Below are 14,514 nucleotides of genomic sequence, written 5' to 3' on the forward strand. Positions count from 1 at the left end.
GCGGCGCTGGAGGAAGAAGTCCTCAGAGGTAGATCTGGAAGAACATGGTCATGACCGTAGCCTGGTTCACGCCGCGACGCCAATCATTTTCCGCCGCGACCGCTCGGACCACGCCACGGCGGGCGTCATGGCCAGCGCGGCGGCCAGGAACAGCGCGCCGAGCACGAGCCAGCCCACCGCTCCCCCGCCCAGCACGAGGGTGGTGAGCAGCAGCGGGCCGACGGTGCGCGCCACGGCCGTGCCCGTGCCGTAGAACCCCTGGTACTGGCCCTGCTTGTCGGCCGGCGCGAGGCCGAACCCGATCTCCCACGAGCCCGCGCCGTGCCGCATCTCGCCGACGACCTGGATGCCCGCCGCACCCACGAGCAGCGCCACGGCCACCCAATCGGGTACACCTGCGGACAGGGCGAACACCACGCAGGACGCCAGCAACAGCACGCCACCCCGCCGCACCGACCGCGTCGCCGTGCGCAGGTCCGTGACACCGCGCGCCAGCCGCACCTGCCCCACCACCACCGCAGCCGTGTTGAGCACGAAGAGCAGGCTGACGACCCACTTCGGGGCGGAGGTGCGTTCGGCGACCCACAGCGGCACGACCAGGCTCAGCATCGGCATGTAGAGCAGCGACACCGAGTTCAGCAACGTCACCAGGGCGTACGGCCGGTCCCGAAGTACACCGAGCCGTCCCGTGGTGGCGACCGCCTCCACCTCCGGCACCCGGCGCAGCACTACCGCCGCGACCAGGAACCCGACCGCGTCCACCGCGAACACCACCAGGTACGCCGCCGCCGTGTCCACGTGCAACGCCACCCCGCCGAGCCCCGCGCCGACCGCCAGCCCACCGTTGACCACGGACTGCAGCAGGGCCCACACTCGCGTCCGCTCCCCGGGCCCGACCAACCCCGCCAGCAACGCCTGCCGTGCGGCGGCCAACCCGCACTGCCCGCACGCGTAGACGCACGCGGCCACCACGAACGCCCAGAACGAGCGGACCACCAGGAACGACGCCAACGCCCCCGCCGTGACGACCGCCAACCCGACCGCCACCCGCCTCGGCCCGACCCGGTCGGCGAAGTGCCCCAACCCCACCCCGACCACCGCCCCGACCGCCCAGGCCACCGTCAGCGCCACGCCGACCTGCGTCGCCGACAGGCCCACGATCCGGGTGAAGTAGAGGGCGGAGCAGACGTAGAACGCCCCGTCACCCACCGAGTTGGCTGCTTGAGCGATCGCGAGCACCTTCGTCGTCCCCATGGACGTCACGCTAGGTGCCCGATTGGCCCAGACTAAGGGCCAACTCCAGGCCAGTTCATTGGGCCAATCACCGAAGATCGTACGGCGGTCGGCTACTCGTGGCCGTCGACGATCGAGACGATCTCGCCCTCGATCACGGTGCCGTCCACGACCGCGGGCGGTTCCTCGCGTTCGGTGAAGAAGCGGGAGGCGAAGGCGCCCACGGCGCGGGTCGTGACGGCGTCGAACGTGCCCCCGATGACACCGCCCACCAGCGGCACGCCCTTGGCCAGGGTCACGGTCGCCTTGGTGGTGCCGTACTTGGCCAGGAGGGTGAAGCCGACGCGCTTGTTGACCTCGCGGATGAGCTGGGCGGGGATCCGCTCGATCAGGTTCATGGTGAGCCGGGAGCCCACCTTGATGCCCGCCTTCTTCAACAGCTCCGTCCCCGCGTTGCCCAGCAGGCACACGAGGATCGCCGTCTGCACCTCGTCGCTGTCCAGGTCGTGCCCGTGCACGGCGGCGATCGACGCGATCAGGTGCGTCTGCACGAGGTAGGACGCGGTCAGGTTCGCGGGCAGGGTGATCGGCAACGTGATCAGGCCACCGACGTTCGTGGCGAAGCCCTGCACCCCGGCCGCCGCCACGTGCGTCCGGATCAGGTGCCTGATCGCCTCCTCCGGCGTCAACCCCTTGTCCAGCGCCTCCACGGCCATCTGCCGGGCGCCCTTGAACGGCCCGAACCCGCTGATGCCCACCTTGAGCAGGTGGTCGACGGCGTTCTGCTGCACCCTGGTGATCGCACCCGGTTCGTCCACCATGCCCCTGAGGTTACGCGGCGCACGATCGGGTAGCCGAGGCCAATGGACATGTCTTCGTTGGGAGAGCTGGTCAGGCAACGCGGCCCGTTCGCGTCGGTCTACCTGGACGCCTCGCACGACACCGAGGACGCGGCCAAGGCCATGGAGCTGCGCTGGCGCGGGGTGCGCGAGGAACTGGCCCGGCAGGGCGCGGACGACGCGACGCTGGACGCGCTGCAGGAAGCGGTGCTGACGCCGGTGCCGGGCAAGTCGGGCCGGGCGCTCGTCGCCGCACGGGGCACTCTGCTGCTGGACCGGGTGCTGCCGCGCCCGCCCGCCGTGGAGACGGCGCGCTGGTCGGATCGGCCGCACCTGCTGCCGCTGGCCACCTGGATGGAACCCGCCGTGCCGCACGTCGTGGTCCTGGTCGACCGGGCGGGCGCGGACCTGCACGGGTACGACGGGCACGGTGAGCGCGCGGGCGAGGTGCACGACCAGGTGCGCGGTGAGCAGCACCCGTTGCACAAGGTCCCCGGCGGCGGCTGGTCGCACCGGCGGTTGCAGAAGGCCGTCGAGGAGACGACCAAGCGCAACGCCGCGCTGGTGGCCGCCGAGGCCGACCGGCTGGTGACGGACCTGGACGCCCGGCTGCTGGTCCTGGGCGGCGAGGTGCAGGCGCGTGCCGACGTGCGCGAGGAGCTGAGCCCCCGGTGCCGCGACGTGCTGATCGAGGTGGAGGGCGCGTCCCTGGCCGAGGGCGCGGACGACGCCGCGTTCGACCACGCCGTGCAGTCGCTCGTGGCCCAGTACCAGTTCGACCTGGACAACGACGTGGTGGAGGAGTTCACCGCCGAGGCTGGCCGCCCGCACGGACGCGCGGTGCAGGGCCTGGCGCCCGTGGTGGAGGCGTTGCGCGAGGCGAAGGTCGCCGCGCTGCTGGTGTCCGACCCCGCGCTCGGCGACCGCACCGTGTTCTCCGGCGACGACCCGGCGCAGCTCGCGCTGCGGGAGAAGGACCTGCGCGGCCTCGGCGTCGAGCACGTCGGCGAGCAGCGGGCCGACGAGGCGCTGGGCACCGCCGCGGCCGCCACCGGCGCGCAGGTGGTCGTCACCGACGCCGCCGGGCTGCGGGAGGGCGTGGGCGCGCTACTGCGCTACTAGCCCGTGTTCGAGGTAGAGGGTCACGCCGCGCTCACGTGCGTCGAGCGCGGCGGACACCCGCCTGGCCAGCCGGGGTATCAGCGCGTCCGGCACCTCGGCGGGCTCGATGTAGCGGTAACTGCGCAGCTCGGAGGCTTGCAGCCGGATGGTGGCCGAGCCGAGCGAACCGCCGTCGAAGACGAACAGGATCCGCTCCTGCTCCCCCGACGGCGCCCAGTCCACGACGAGCAGCGGGCCCGGCTCGACGGCCAGGCCCAGCTCCTCCAGCACCTCCCGGGCGCACGCCTCGCGCGGCGTCTCGCCCGGCTCGACCGCACCGCCGGGGATCTCCCAGTGGTCCTTGTAGGTCGGTTCGACCACGAGCACGCGGCCCAGCGCGTCGAGGAACAACGCGCCGGACGCCGCGAGCGCGGCCACCCTCAGACCGCCGCCGCGACGACGTCCTCGGCCGGCTTCTTCTCCAGCTCGATGACCTTCTTGTCCCGCCGGCTGCGCTTCTCCAGGTACGTCGCCAGCCACGTCAGCAGCAGGCACATGGAGATGTAGATCGCGGCCACGATGATCGTGACGGGCACCAGCGGCCGGCCGAACTGGAACTGGCTGCCGATGTCGCGGGCGAAGTCCAGCAGCTCGTCGTAGGTGATGAGGAAGCCGAGCGCGGTGTCCTTCAGCAGCACGACCAGCTGGCTGATGATCGCCGGCAGCATCGCCCGCACGGCCTGCGGCAGCAGCACGTGCCTCATCACCTGGGTCTTGCGCATGCCCACCGCGTAGGCCGCCTCGCTCTGCCCGCGCGGCAGCGACAGCACACCTGCGCGGAACACCTCGGCGAGCACCGAGCCGTTGTAGAGCGTCAGGCCGAGCACCACCGAGTAGAGCGGCGGGCCGAGCGACACGCCGTAGTGGAAGACGAAGATCAGCACGACCAGCGGCACCGCGCGGAACAGCTCGACGACCAGCATCGACGGCACGCGGATGACCTTGTGGTCGGAGAGCTGCCCGGCGGCGAAGATCGCGCCGAAGAGCAGGGCGAACACCGCGCCGAGGCCGAACGCCTTGAGCGTGTTCAGCAGCGCGTCGACCAGGGTCAGCTGGATGTTCTTGTACTCGAGCCAGGACCACTTCCGGCCTTCGAACTGGCCGCTCTCGGCGAACCGGTAGATCACGAAGCCGATGCCCGCGACCAGCACGAGGGTGCCGATCACCGCGTAGAGGCGGTGGCGCAGCCGGGCCCGCGGCCCGGGGACGTCGAACAGGACCGAGCTCATCGGGCGATGCTCCACCGCTTCTCAAGGCTGCGTTGCAGCAGGGTCATGGGGATCACGAGCACCACGAAGAAGCCGGCGACCCAGAGCAGGCCGAACAGCTGGTTCTCGCCGCGCTCGGACAGGTTGGCGCTGATGGAGCCCGCCTGGAACACCGAGAAGCCCGCCGCGATGGTGGTGTTCTTCAGCAGGGCGATCATCGTGCTCATCATCGGCGGCACGACCGCGCGGGTGGCCTGCGGCAGCACCACGGACCCGAGCATCTGGCCGAACGTCAGGCCGAGCGCGCGCGAGGCCTCCGCCTGGCCGACCGGGACGGTGTTGATGCCGGCCCGCACGACCTCGCACACGAACGCCGCCGTGTAGAGGATCAGCGCGGTGAGGGCGGCGCTGAAGTAGAAGCTGGCCGCCGAACCGCCGAACGTGTCCGCGGTCACGATCTTGAGCAGCGGGAACGCGAAGGCGAAGAAGAAGAACACGAGCGTGAGCGGGGTGTTGCGGACGATCGTCACGTAGGCGGTGCCCATGGCTCGCAGCACGGGGACCGGCGCGACCCGCAGCATCGCCAGGATCGTCCCCAACACCAGCGACCCGACCGCGGAGATCAGGAACAGCTCAACGGTGTTGAGGAACCCGGGCCCGTACAGGTCGAGGTTGTCGAGCAGGACGTCCATCGGCTTCCTCGGCTAGGTGGGTGTGGTGCGGCCGGCCGCCGGAACACCGACGACCGGCCGCGGGAACGAGATCAGTAGCGTTCGATCACGGGCTTGTCGGCCGACGAGCCCGACTGTCCCAGGGTGGCGTCGTAGGCCGCCTGCCACGCGCCGCCGTTGATGGCCTCGTCCAGGATGTCGTTGACCTTGGTGCGCAGGGCCTTGTCGTCCTTGGGGAGGCCGATGCCGTACGGCTCGTTCGAGAACGTCTTGCCGACGACCTTCAGCGTGGTCGGCGACTGCGAGGCGTAGCCCTTGAGGATCGCGTCGTCGGTGGTGACGGCGTCGACCGCGCCCTGCTCCAGCTGCTCGACGCACAGCGAGTAGGTCTGGAGCTCGACGATGTTCTCCGGCTCGGTCAGGCCCTCGGACTTGACCTTCTGGATCGGCGTGGAGCCGGTCACCGAGCAGACCTTCTTGCCCTTGAGGGTCTCGGGGCCGGTGATCGTGTTGTCGTCCTTCTTCACCAGCAGGTCCTGCCCGGCGGTGAAGTACGGGCCGGCGAACCCGACCTGCTCCTTGCGCTTGGCGTTGATCGTGTAGGTGCCGACGTAGTAGTCGACGTCGCCGTTGATCAGCGCCTGCTCGCGACCGGCCGAGGGGATGGCCTTGTAGTCGATCTTGTCGTCGCCGTAGCCGAGCTTGGCGGCGACCAGCTTCGCGATCTCGATGTCGAAGCCGGTGAACTTGCCGCTGGTCGGGTCCTTGTAACCCAGACCGGGCTGGTCCTCCTTGACACCGACGATGACGCGGCCACGGGCCTTGATCTTGTCGAAGGTCGGCGAGCCGTCGACCTTCACGTCGGCGGCGACCTGCTGGGAGGGGGCAGTGCCCGTGTCGCCAGGGCCACCCTCCTTGCCGCATGCGGTCAGGGCGAGGCCGCCGGCCAGCAGCGCCACCGCAAGGGTGCGAACCCTCATCGTCCTTCTCCTGCTCTTCTTCGGTAGTGCGGCGCCAGGCTCAGCGCCGCGTTCGTGGGACTTCAGTGGGTCAGGATCTTGCCAAGGAAGTCCTTCGCGCGGTTGGACTTCGGCGCGGAGAAGAACGCCTCCGGCGTCGAGTCCTCGACGACCTCGCCGTCGGACATGAAGATGACGCGGTCCGCGGCCTTGCGGGCGAAGCCCATCTCGTGGGTCACCACGAGCATGGTCATGCCCTCCTTGGCCAGCGTCGTCATCACGTCCAGCACCTCCTGGACCATCTCGGGGTCCAGCGCGGAGGTCGGCTCGTCGAACAGCATCACCTTGGGCCGCATCGCCAGGGCGCGGGCGATCGCCGCGCGCTGCTGCTGCCCGCCCGAGAGCTGGGCGGGGTACTTCTCCGCCTGGTTCGCGATGCCGACCCGCTCCAGCAGCTCCATGGCCGTCTTGCGGGCCTCGGCCGCCGGGGTCTTGCGGACCTTCAGCGGGGCCAGCATCACGTTGTCGACGATGCTCTTGTGGGCGAACAGGTTGAACGACTGGAACACCATGCCGACGTCGGCGCGCAACCGGGCGAGTTCCTTGCCCTCGGCGGGCAGCGCCTGGCCGTCCACCTCGATGACGCCGGACTCGATCGGCTCGAGCCGGTTGATCGTGCGGCACAGCGTGGACTTGCCCGAACCGGACGGCCCGAGCACGACGACGACCTGCCCCTTCGGCACCTCCAGCGTGACGTCCTTGAGGACGTGCAGAGGTCCGAAGAACTTGTCCACGCCCGCCATCCGGATCATCGGCGGTGCAGGAGTGGCGGCGGTCATCAGTCCTCCAGTAGGGGTTCCTGAGCGATGGCGGAAACCTAGGTGTGAATCACCACACCAGTCCAGGCGGTTGAGCAAGACTTAGGGTCTCAACTCTGTCACAGGGTGGCGACACTTATCGGGGAGGCTCCACGGTGCGGGTGCTGTTGGTCGAGGACGACGACCGCGTGGCGGAAGCGCTGGTACCGGCGCTGACCCGACGTGGTTTCACGGTGGACCGGCAGGCCACCGGTCGGGGGACACTCGATCGGCTGACCGGGGTCGACGTGGTGCTGCTCGACCTGGGCCTGCCCGATGTGGACGGTGTCACGCTCTGCCGGCACATCCGTGCGGCGAGTGACGTCGCGATCATCGTCGTGTCGGCCCGCGGCGAGATCGACGACCGGATCCTCGGCCTGCACGCCGGGGCGGACGACTACCTGGTCAAGCCCTACGACGTGGGCGAGCTGGTGGCCCGCGTGCACGCGGTGCGGCGGCGGCGCGGCGACCCGGTCGGCGTCGGCGGCACCGGCACCGAGGTGTTCGAGGTCGCCGACGTGCGGGTCGACCTCGGTCGGCACGAGGTCACCGTGGCGGGTGAACCCGTGGCGCTCTCGCGCAAGGAGTTCCAGGTGTTGGCGCTGGTGGTGGCGGCGGGTGGCGCGGTGTGCACCCGGGAGCGCATCCTGGCCGAGGTGTGGGGACGCACCTGGGCGGGGGCCAACCGGACCCTGGACGTGCACGTGGCGACGCTGCGGACCAAGCTCGGGCGTCCTTCGTTGTTGGAGACGGTGCGCGGTGTCGGGTACCGGTTGAGCGGGGGCTGAGTGCGGTCGCGGCTGCTGGGCATCGTGTTGACGCTGGTCGTGCTGGTGCTCCTCGGCCTGGGCGTCCCCCTCGGCCGCGGCATGGCGCAGGCCGAGCAGCAGGAGATGTTCCTGGACCGGCTCACCGACACCACCCGGTTCGCGTCCGTGGCGCAGCGGCCGTTCATCGACGACCAGCCCGAGGTGCTCAAGCCCGAGCTGCGCCGCTACTACGAGCTGTACGGCATCCGGGTGGCCCTGCTCGGGCGGGACGGGCAGGTGGTGGCGGCGTCCTCGGACGACGTGGACGTGTCCGCGCCCGAGGTGGCGGACCTGGTGCACGCCGCGCTGGCCGGCCGCCAGCCGGGCGCGCCGGAGCTGGTCATGCCGTGGGAGTCGACCGAATTGGTGCTGGCCGAGCCGGTGCTGGAGGCGGGCGAGGTCCGCGGCGCGGTGGTGACGTTCTCGCCGACGTCGAAGACGCGGGCCGAGGTCCTGCTGTGGTGGTCGGTGCTGCTCGGCGGGAGCACCCTGGTCCTCGTGCTCGGCGTGTTCGTGGCGTTGCCGCTGGTCCGGTGGACGTTGCGGCCCGTGCGGCGGTTGGACGACGCGACCGGGCGGCTGCTCGCGGCGGTGGTGTCCGGGCAGCCCGTGCAGCCGGTCGGCTCGTCGGACGGCCCGCCGGAGCTGCGGCAGCTGTCGCGGTCGTTCGACCAGATGGCGGCGAACGTGAGCGACGTGCTGGCCGCGCAGCGCGCGTTCGTCGCGGACGCCTCGCACCAGCTGCGCAACCCGTTGACCGCGTTGAAGCTGCGTCTGTCCAATTTGGAGGACCACGTGGCCGGCGAAGGGGCCGCGCACCAGGCGGCGGCGTTGGACGAGGCGAACCGGCTCAACCGGATCCTGGACGAGCTGCTGTCCATGGCGCGCGCGGGCGCGCAGTCGGTCGACCCCGTGCCGGTGGACGTGGACCGGGCGGTGGCCGGCCGGCTGTCGGCGTGGCAGCCCGCCGCGGCGGCGCGCGAGGTGCACCTGGTGCTGGACGGCGAGCCGGGCGGCCGGGCCCTGGTGCCGCCGCGCGGCGTGGAGACCGTGCTGGACGCGCTGCTGGACAACGCGCTGAAGTTCACCTCCGATGGCACCTTGGTGCGCGTCGACGTCCGGCGGCGCGACGGCGTGGTGCGGTTGTCGGTGCAGGACGAGGGCCCCGGCCTCGCGCCGGAGGAGCTGGACCGCGCCACGGACCGGTTCTGGCGCAGCCCGGCGCACCAGAACGTGCAGGGCTCCGGCCTGGGCCTGGCGCTGGTGCGGCAGATCGTGGAACGGGTGGACGGCTCGGTGCGGTTGGAGTCGCCGGAGGGCGGAGGCCTGCGGGTGACCGTGGAGTTCCCCGCGGCCTGACCCCGGTCAGGACGTGACCGCGACGCCTTCGGGCGCGTCGCCGACGGCGAACCGGGCGGCGGGCTCGCCGGTCTCGGCGTTGATCACCGACACGGTGTCGGACCCCGTGTTGGTGGTGTACACGAAGCTGTCGTCGGGCGCTGCCGCGGAGCCCTCGGGCATCCGCTGGACCTTGACGACCTCGATGGGCTTGCCGGTGGGCCCCAGGACGCTGACCGTGTCCGAGCCGGTGTTCGCGACGTGCAACCGGCCGCCCGGCGTGACCGAGACGCCGAGGGGCGCGTCGCCGACCTTGGTGGTCTCGGTCGGTCGGTTGTCGTCGGTCTCGATGACGGTGACCGTGTCGCTGCCGGTGTTGGCCACGTACAGGCGCTCGCCGTCCCGGCTGATGGCGATGCCCGACGGGAAGACCCCGACCGGGATGGTGCCGACGGCCGTCTGCGAGGCGGTGTCGATGACCGTGACGCTGTCGCCGCCGTTGTTGGTCACGTACACCCGCGAGCCGTCGGGGCTGGCCACCGCGCTGTGCGGGAACCGGCCGACCGGGATGGTCTTCACCGGCGCGTTCGTCGCGGTGTCGATGACCGTGACGTCGTCGCGGCCGAAGTTGGTGACGTAGGCGTGGGTGGGTGTGGCGGCGACGCCGAACGGGTTGGGCCCCACGGGCACGGTCGCGACGACCGCGAGGGTCCGGGTGTCGATCACCGAGACGGTGTTCGAAGACTCGTTCGTGACGTAGACGCGGTGACCGGCCGGGTGTGCGCCGACACCCGCGGGGTAGTCGCCGACACCCATGGTGGCCGTGACCTTGCCCAGCCGGGTGTCGTACACGGTGACGTTGTCGGAGCCGCTGTTGGCCACGAACACCTGAATTCGGGTCGGCCACCGCGGTGGGGCGTCGAAACCGGTGCCGGCCAGTACGGCGAGCACCGCGAAGGACACCCCCAACCGGGGCAGCCGACTCTTTCGGGTAATAGGCTGAGAAGACGCCGCGTGAATGCGCGCGTACCGAATAAACGGACATGAGCTCCCCGCATCGGTTCCTGGAAGAACCCGGACCATCGCAGGTCCCGGGCTTGCCATCACGCTAACGGCCTAGCGGTGGCCGGTGCCGCTCCAACGCCTTCTTGACCCCGACTTGGGCGAGTCCCCACGCATGGCTTTACACCGTAGGAATGATGAAATGAGAACTAAACTTTTACGTCGCGGTAGTACCTCATCGCGCCGGGGTGCAATTCGATCGGCGTCGTCTCGATCGCGGAGCGGACCTCTATGGACCTCGCCACCGGACTGGCCGCGACCAGGGCCGGCTGGGCCTGGAACAGGCCTCTGACCAGCGCTTCCGCCACGTCGTCGGACATCGTGTCGTTGACCAGGAGGAAGTTGCGGACCACCAGGGTGACGACCGGGCCGCCCCCGATCTGCTCGTACGCCGACGCGGGCAGCGTCGCCGAGCCGTACACCGGGTAGGCCTGGCGCAGCTTCGGCAGCACGTCGCCCAGGTCGAGCATCCGCAGCTTCACCGCCGACGACAGCGTGGTGACGCGCTCGGTGGGGACGCCGCCGGACCAGAAGAACGCGTCCAGCGCGTTGTCCCGCATGGCGTCCGCGCTGGTCGGCAGGTCCATGTACTGGACCTTGAGGTCGACCTCCGGCGAGATGCCCGCCGACTCCAGCAGCCGCTGCGCGATGAGCCACACGCCCGAGTCGCGGGCGCCCACGCTGACCCGCAGGCCCTTCAGGTCGGCGAGCTTGGTCGCCGGCAGGTCGTCGCGCACGATCAGCTGGAGGTAGTCGTCGTGCATCCGGGCCAGCGCGTACAGCTTGTGCCCCGCGTCGGCCTGCTGCTTCTGCTCCGCCGCGTCGGCCGCCGAGAACCCGACCTGCGCCTGGTTGGCCCGCAGCCGGTCGAGGTTGTCCACCGAGCCGGCCGTGGTCGCCACCTGCGGGCGGGGGATGCCGGGGTCGCGGGTCCACGCGTCGGCCAGCGCCGTGCCCAGCGCGTGGTAGACCCCGCCGGGGCTGCCGGCCGCCATGGTGAGCTTGACCTGGTCCAGGTCGTCGCCGCACGCCGTCAACGACAGGGTGGCCAGGGCCAATGCGGCCCCGACCGCGTGCAACCGCAGGAGCGTTCCCGACACCCGCGCATCGTCGCACGTCCACGCTCTACGCTGGACCCGACGGAAGGACTAGGTGCAGTGACTCGCAGTTACCAGATCCGCACGTTCGGCTGCCAGATGAACGTGCACGACTCCGAGCGCCTGGCCGGCATGTTGGAGGACGCGGGCTACACGCCCGCCGAAGGCGACGTCGCGCCCGACGTCGTGGTGTTCAACACCTGCGCCGTGCGGGAGAACGCCGACAACAAGCTCTACGGCACGCTCGGCCACCTCGCGCCCGCCAAGTCCGCGAACCCCGACATGCAGATCGCCGTCGGTGGCTGCCTCGCGCAGAAGGACCAGGGCGAGATCGTCAAGCGCGCGCCGTGGGTCGACGTGGTCTTCGGCACGCACAACATCGGCTCGCTGCCCGTGCTGCTCGAACGCGCCCGGCACAACCGCGAGGCCCAGGTCGAGATCCTGGACTCGCTGGAGACCTTCCCCTCGACGCTGCCCGCCCGCCGCGACTCGGCCTACTCCGGCTGGGTGTCGGTGTCCGTCGGCTGCAACAACACGTGCACGTTCTGCATCGTCCCGTCGCTGCGCGGCAAGGAGAAGGACCGCCGTCCCGGCGAGGTGCTGGCCGAGGTCCAGGCGCTGGTCGACGAGGGCGTGCTGGAGGTGACGCTGCTCGGGCAGAACGTCAACTCCTACGGCGTCGAGTTCGGCGACCGGTACGCGTTCGGCAAGCTCCTGCGCGCCACCGGCGGCATCGAGGGCCTGGAGCGCGTCCGCTTCACCTCGCCGCACCCGAAGGACTTCACCGAGGACGTCATCGCCGCGATGGCCGAGACGCCCGCGGTGTGCCACTCGCTGCACATGCCGCTGCAGTCGGGCTCGGACCGCGTGCTCAAGGAGATGCGCCGCTCGTACCGGACCGCGAAGTACCTGTCCATCCTGGACGACGTGCGCGCGGCCATGCCGGACGCGGCCATCACCACCGACATCATCGTCGGCTTCCCCGGTGAGACCGAGGAGGACTTCCAGGCCACCCTGGACGTCGTCCGCGAGGCCCGGTTCTCGTCGGCCTTCACGTTCCAGTACTCCAAGCGGCCCGGCACGCCCGCCGCCGACCTGCCCGACCAGCTGCCCAAGCAGGTCGTGCAGGAGCGGTACGACCGGCTGGTCACGCTGGTCAACGACGTCGCGCACGAGCTGAACCGCGAGCAGGTCGGCCGCAGGGTCGAGCTGCTGGTCGCGTCCGGCGAGGGCCGCAAGGACGCCGAGACGCACCGGATGACCGGTCGGGCCCGCGACGGCCGCCTGGTGCACTTCACGCCCGGCGACGCGCACGTGCGGCCCGGCGACGTGGTGGAGACCGTGGTGACCTACGGCGCGCCGCACAACCTGATCGCGGACGGCCCCCTGCTGTCGCACCGCCGGACCAAGGCGGGTGACCGCTCCGAGGCGGGGGTGAAGCCGAAGACGCCGGGCGTGACGCTCGGTCTGCCGTCGTTCGGCAAGCCCGCCCCGCTGCCCGCAGCGGTCGGCGGGTGCGCGACCCCGTGAGGAACTGCCGATGAGCGAGAACGACCGGGACGACCTGGCAGGTCTGCGCGAGGAGATCGACAGCGTCGGCCGTTCGGCGGCCAGGCGCTTCGACCCCGGCGCCGGCGCGTTGACGATCGCCGTCGCGGCGCTGGCGATCCTGGTGTCGCTCGCGCTGCCGTGGGTGGACGGCGTGCAGGGCCTGAGCGTCCTGTTCGGCTCGGCCGACGGGCTGCCGGAGGTGTTCGCCTACCTGGCGGTGGTCGTCGGCGTGCTGCTGCCCGCGCTGGCGCTGGCGTTGCGGCGGTGGGCGTTGGCGTGGGTGTGCGCGCTGGCGTCGTTCGCCGCGTCGGTGGCGGGCGTGCTGTCGATCTGGACCACGCAGACGACGACCGGCCACCACCCCGGTCCGGGGCCGGGCTTCGGCCTGATCCTGGCCGTGGTGGCGGTGGTCGTGCTGCTGGTGAAGTGGCTGAAGCTGGCCGCGTCCCGGCCGCCGATGCAGTGACGGCCGGGTTCGACAACGCGGAGCTGCGCACCGAGCGGCTCACGTTGCGGCGGCCGGTGGCGGACGACGTGGTCGCGGTGCACGAGATCCACCGCGACCCGCTGGCCTGCGCGCACAACCCGTCCGACGCCCTGCGCACCGCCGAGGAGGCCGCCGGCCTGCTGGAGCGGTGGCTGGAGCACTGGCGCGGCTTCGGCTTCGGCTACTGGGTGGTCCGCCCGCTCGACGCCGGGCGGCCGCTCGGGTTCTGCGGCGTGAAGCTCACCGACGTCGACGACCGGCGCGCGCTCAACCTGTTCTACCGGTTCGACCCGGCCGCCTGGGGTCGGGGCATCGCCTCCGAGGCGGCCCGCGAGGTCGTGCGGTGGGCGCGCGCGGCCCTGCCCGCGTTCCCGGTCGTGGCCCGGGTCCGGCCCGCCAACACCGCGTCGCAGCGGGTGGCGCTCAAAGCCGGGCTGACCCGCGCCGAGCACCTGGACCGCCCCGGCGAGGACGGACCCGACCTGTTGTTCGCCGCGGGCTGGGAATCCGGACACTTTTCCGCATTCACCGCGCGACGACCGGACGAATCCGCGGACCGCTGATCCCGTCGTGACGGTTGGGCGAATTCCGTCAGCACGGCATGCGCCGCGGCCAGACCACGCCGTTCCCGCCTTGCGCGGAGGTGCACTGGTGCGCGGCGGTCGGGACCGCGGTCGTCGTCGAGGTGGCGGTCGGGACATCCGGGTTCGCGGTCGTGCGGACGGTCGTCACGACAGGTGGCGCCACCACCTCGCGGACCCCTGACGTGGCCGGTGCGGTCGGCGCCGCGGGCTGGGTCGTCGGAGCGGAGGTCTCAGCCGAGGACGACGTGGTGGACCCATCGGGAGCAGGGACGACGGTGACCACGGTGACCTGGGGCCCGCTCCCCACGTCTCCCAGGGCGACCGACATCACCAACGCTGCCACCACCGCACCCGCCGCGCCCGCGAGCACCATCGCGACGGCTGTCGTGAACCGGTTGGGCGACGAGGCGACCGTGACCCGACCGATGTCCCGGGCCCCGATCACCGTGCCGTGGAAGTCGCCGCTCATGTCGTTGTGCACGCCCGGGGACGCGTCCCCGGTCGATTTCGCCGCCACTCAGCCCGTCCGATTCACCGCGTCCGCCGAAAGGATCACCCGCACAAGCTAACGGCACGACGGCGGCGCCCCTCCCGTTTTTTGCGGAATGGCACAGGCAATACGCGAACGGGCCCCGTGCCGCTCCCACCGGGGAGCGGC

The 14,514-nt window shown here is 71.2% G+C and carries 16 protein-coding genes; 6 read left to right on the forward strand and 10 right to left on the reverse strand.

The window, feature by feature from the left end; all coding sequences use genetic code 11:
• Nucleotides 1-66: 66 nt before the first annotated feature.
• Together ABTZ99_RS25995 and ABTZ99_RS26000 are read right to left on the reverse strand one after the other, a co-directional pair.
• Nucleotides 67-1,254 carry an MFS transporter gene (locus ABTZ99_RS25995; protein WP_499614755.1) on the reverse strand — a complete coding sequence of 396 codons (1,188 nt, stop codon included), beginning with the start codon at nucleotides 1,252-1,254 and terminating at the stop codon, nucleotides 67-69.
• 92 nt (nucleotides 1,255-1,346) lie between these two features.
• Entirely contained in the window at nucleotides 1,347-2,054 is a 708-nt protein-coding gene (locus ABTZ99_RS26000; protein ID WP_499614758.1) for an EcsC family protein, read from the reverse strand.
• Nucleotides 2,055-2,102: 48 nt separating this feature from the next.
• On the opposite strand from ABTZ99_RS26000, the gene ABTZ99_RS26005 reads away from it, so the two are divergent.
• Nucleotides 2,103-3,194: an Rv2629 family ribosome hibernation factor gene (locus tag ABTZ99_RS26005; RefSeq protein ID WP_498773833.1), complete on the forward strand. Its 1,092-nt coding sequence runs from the start codon at nucleotides 2,103-2,105 to the stop codon at nucleotides 3,192-3,194.
• On the opposite strand, the gene ABTZ99_RS26010 is transcribed toward ABTZ99_RS26005, so the two are convergent.
• The 5 genes from ABTZ99_RS26010 to ABTZ99_RS26030 all read right to left on the reverse strand — a co-directional run bounded on the left by ABTZ99_RS26010 (nucleotide 3,180) and on the right by ABTZ99_RS26030 (nucleotide 6,883).
• Nucleotides 3,180-3,611, reverse strand: a complete 432-nt coding sequence (locus tag ABTZ99_RS26010; RefSeq protein ID WP_499614760.1) for an NUDIX domain-containing protein — start codon at nucleotides 3,609-3,611, stop codon at nucleotides 3,180-3,182. The genes ABTZ99_RS26005 and ABTZ99_RS26010 overlap by 15 nt on opposite strands.
• 2 nt (nucleotides 3,612-3,613) lie before the next feature.
• A complete protein-coding gene (locus tag ABTZ99_RS26015; RefSeq protein ID WP_498773829.1) occupies nucleotides 3,614-4,462 on the reverse strand; it encodes an amino acid ABC transporter permease in 849 nt (282 codons plus the stop codon).
• On the reverse strand, nucleotides 4,459-5,133 hold the full coding sequence (locus tag ABTZ99_RS26020) for an amino acid ABC transporter permease (RefSeq protein WP_498773827.1): 675 nt from the start codon (nucleotides 5,131-5,133) through the stop codon (nucleotides 4,459-4,461). Before ABTZ99_RS26020 ends, ABTZ99_RS26015 begins: the two co-directional genes overlap by 4 nt.
• 71 nt (nucleotides 5,134-5,204) lie before the next feature.
• A complete protein-coding gene (locus ABTZ99_RS26025; RefSeq protein WP_498773825.1) occupies nucleotides 5,205-6,092 on the reverse strand; it encodes a glutamate ABC transporter substrate-binding protein in 888 nt (295 codons plus the stop codon).
• A gap of 62 nt (nucleotides 6,093-6,154) precedes the next feature.
• Nucleotides 6,155-6,883 carry an amino acid ABC transporter ATP-binding protein gene (locus tag ABTZ99_RS26030; RefSeq protein WP_498774092.1) on the reverse strand — a complete coding sequence of 243 codons (729 nt, stop codon included), beginning with the start codon at nucleotides 6,881-6,883 and terminating at the stop codon, nucleotides 6,155-6,157.
• A gap of 161 nt (nucleotides 6,884-7,044) precedes the next feature.
• Between ABTZ99_RS26030 and ABTZ99_RS26035 the strand changes: the two genes are divergently transcribed.
• Nucleotides 7,045-7,716, forward strand: a complete 672-nt coding sequence (locus ABTZ99_RS26035; RefSeq protein ID WP_073886595.1) for a response regulator transcription factor — start codon at nucleotides 7,045-7,047, stop codon at nucleotides 7,714-7,716.
• A complete protein-coding gene (locus ABTZ99_RS26040) occupies nucleotides 7,717-9,096 on the forward strand; it encodes a sensor histidine kinase (RefSeq protein ID WP_498773823.1) in 1,380 nt (459 codons plus the stop codon). It begins immediately after the preceding gene.
• A gap of 6 nt (nucleotides 9,097-9,102) precedes the next feature.
• Here the strand turns inward: ABTZ99_RS26040 and ABTZ99_RS26045 are convergent, their stop codons facing one another.
• Nucleotides 9,103-10,038: a beta-propeller fold lactonase family protein gene (locus ABTZ99_RS26045; RefSeq protein WP_499614774.1), complete on the reverse strand. Its 936-nt coding sequence runs from the start codon at nucleotides 10,036-10,038 to the stop codon at nucleotides 9,103-9,105.
• A 248-nt stretch (nucleotides 10,039-10,286) separates the two neighbouring features.
• Complete coding sequence (locus ABTZ99_RS26050) at nucleotides 10,287-11,237, reverse strand: TAXI family TRAP transporter solute-binding subunit (protein ID WP_498773821.1); 951 nt, start codon at nucleotides 11,235-11,237, stop codon at nucleotides 10,287-10,289.
• 57 nt (nucleotides 11,238-11,294) lie between these two features.
• Between ABTZ99_RS26050 and miaB the strand changes: the two genes are divergently transcribed.
• From miaB to ABTZ99_RS26065, 3 genes are read left to right on the forward strand one after another with little or no spacing between them, the layout of a single operon-like run.
• Nucleotides 11,295-12,764: a tRNA (N6-isopentenyl adenosine(37)-C2)-methylthiotransferase MiaB gene (gene miaB, locus ABTZ99_RS26055; RefSeq protein ID WP_499614766.1), complete on the forward strand. Its 1,470-nt coding sequence runs from the start codon at nucleotides 11,295-11,297 to the stop codon at nucleotides 12,762-12,764.
• Between the two features lie 10 nt (nucleotides 12,765-12,774).
• Nucleotides 12,775-13,251 carry an Rv2732c family membrane protein gene (locus ABTZ99_RS26060; RefSeq protein ID WP_498773817.1) on the forward strand — a complete coding sequence of 159 codons (477 nt, stop codon included), beginning with the start codon at nucleotides 12,775-12,777 and terminating at the stop codon, nucleotides 13,249-13,251.
• On the forward strand, nucleotides 13,212-13,835 hold the full coding sequence (locus ABTZ99_RS26065; protein ID WP_499614769.1) for a GNAT family N-acetyltransferase: 624 nt from the start codon (nucleotides 13,212-13,214) through the stop codon (nucleotides 13,833-13,835). The genes ABTZ99_RS26060 and ABTZ99_RS26065 overlap by 40 nt, the downstream gene beginning before the upstream one ends.
• Nucleotides 13,836-13,863: 28 nt before the next feature.
• Here ABTZ99_RS26065 and ABTZ99_RS26070 read toward each other — a convergent pair whose 3' ends face one another.
• On the reverse strand, nucleotides 13,864-14,373 hold the full coding sequence (locus ABTZ99_RS26070; RefSeq protein WP_499614771.1) for a hypothetical protein: 510 nt from the start codon (nucleotides 14,371-14,373) through the stop codon (nucleotides 13,864-13,866).
• Nucleotides 14,374-14,514: the final 141 nt, after the last annotated feature.

Origin of the sequence: Actinosynnema sp. NPDC002837 (assembly GCF_040295345.1) — a bacterium.
Taxonomy (GTDB): Bacteria; Actinomycetota; Actinomycetes; order Mycobacteriales; family Pseudonocardiaceae; genus Actinosynnema.

Excerpts from the sequence above, each read along its gene's own strand:
- ABTZ99_RS25995 (WP_499614755.1), bottom strand. The coding sequence starts at position 1,254 with ATGGGGACGACGAAGGTGCTCGCGATCGCTCAAGCAGCCAACTCGGTG.
- ABTZ99_RS26000 (WP_499614758.1), bottom strand. The coding sequence starts at position 2,054 with ATGGTGGACGAACCGGGTGCGATCACCAGGGTGCAGCAGAACGCCGTC.
- ABTZ99_RS26005 (WP_498773833.1), top strand. The coding sequence starts at position 2,103 with ATGTCTTCGTTGGGAGAGCTGGTCAGGCAACGCGGCCCGTTCGCGTCG.
- ABTZ99_RS26015 (WP_498773829.1), bottom strand. The coding sequence starts at position 4,462 with ATGAGCTCGGTCCTGTTCGACGTCCCCGGGCCGCGGGCCCGGCTGCGC.
- ABTZ99_RS26020 (WP_498773827.1), bottom strand. The coding sequence starts at position 5,133 with ATGGACGTCCTGCTCGACAACCTCGACCTGTACGGGCCCGGGTTCCTC.
- ABTZ99_RS26025 (WP_498773825.1), bottom strand. The coding sequence starts at position 6,092 with ATGAGGGTTCGCACCCTTGCGGTGGCGCTGCTGGCCGGCGGCCTCGCC.
- ABTZ99_RS26030 (WP_498774092.1), bottom strand. The coding sequence starts at position 6,883 with ATGATCCGGATGGCGGGCGTGGACAAGTTCTTCGGACCTCTGCACGTC.
- ABTZ99_RS26060 (WP_498773817.1), top strand. The coding sequence starts at position 12,775 with ATGAGCGAGAACGACCGGGACGACCTGGCAGGTCTGCGCGAGGAGATC.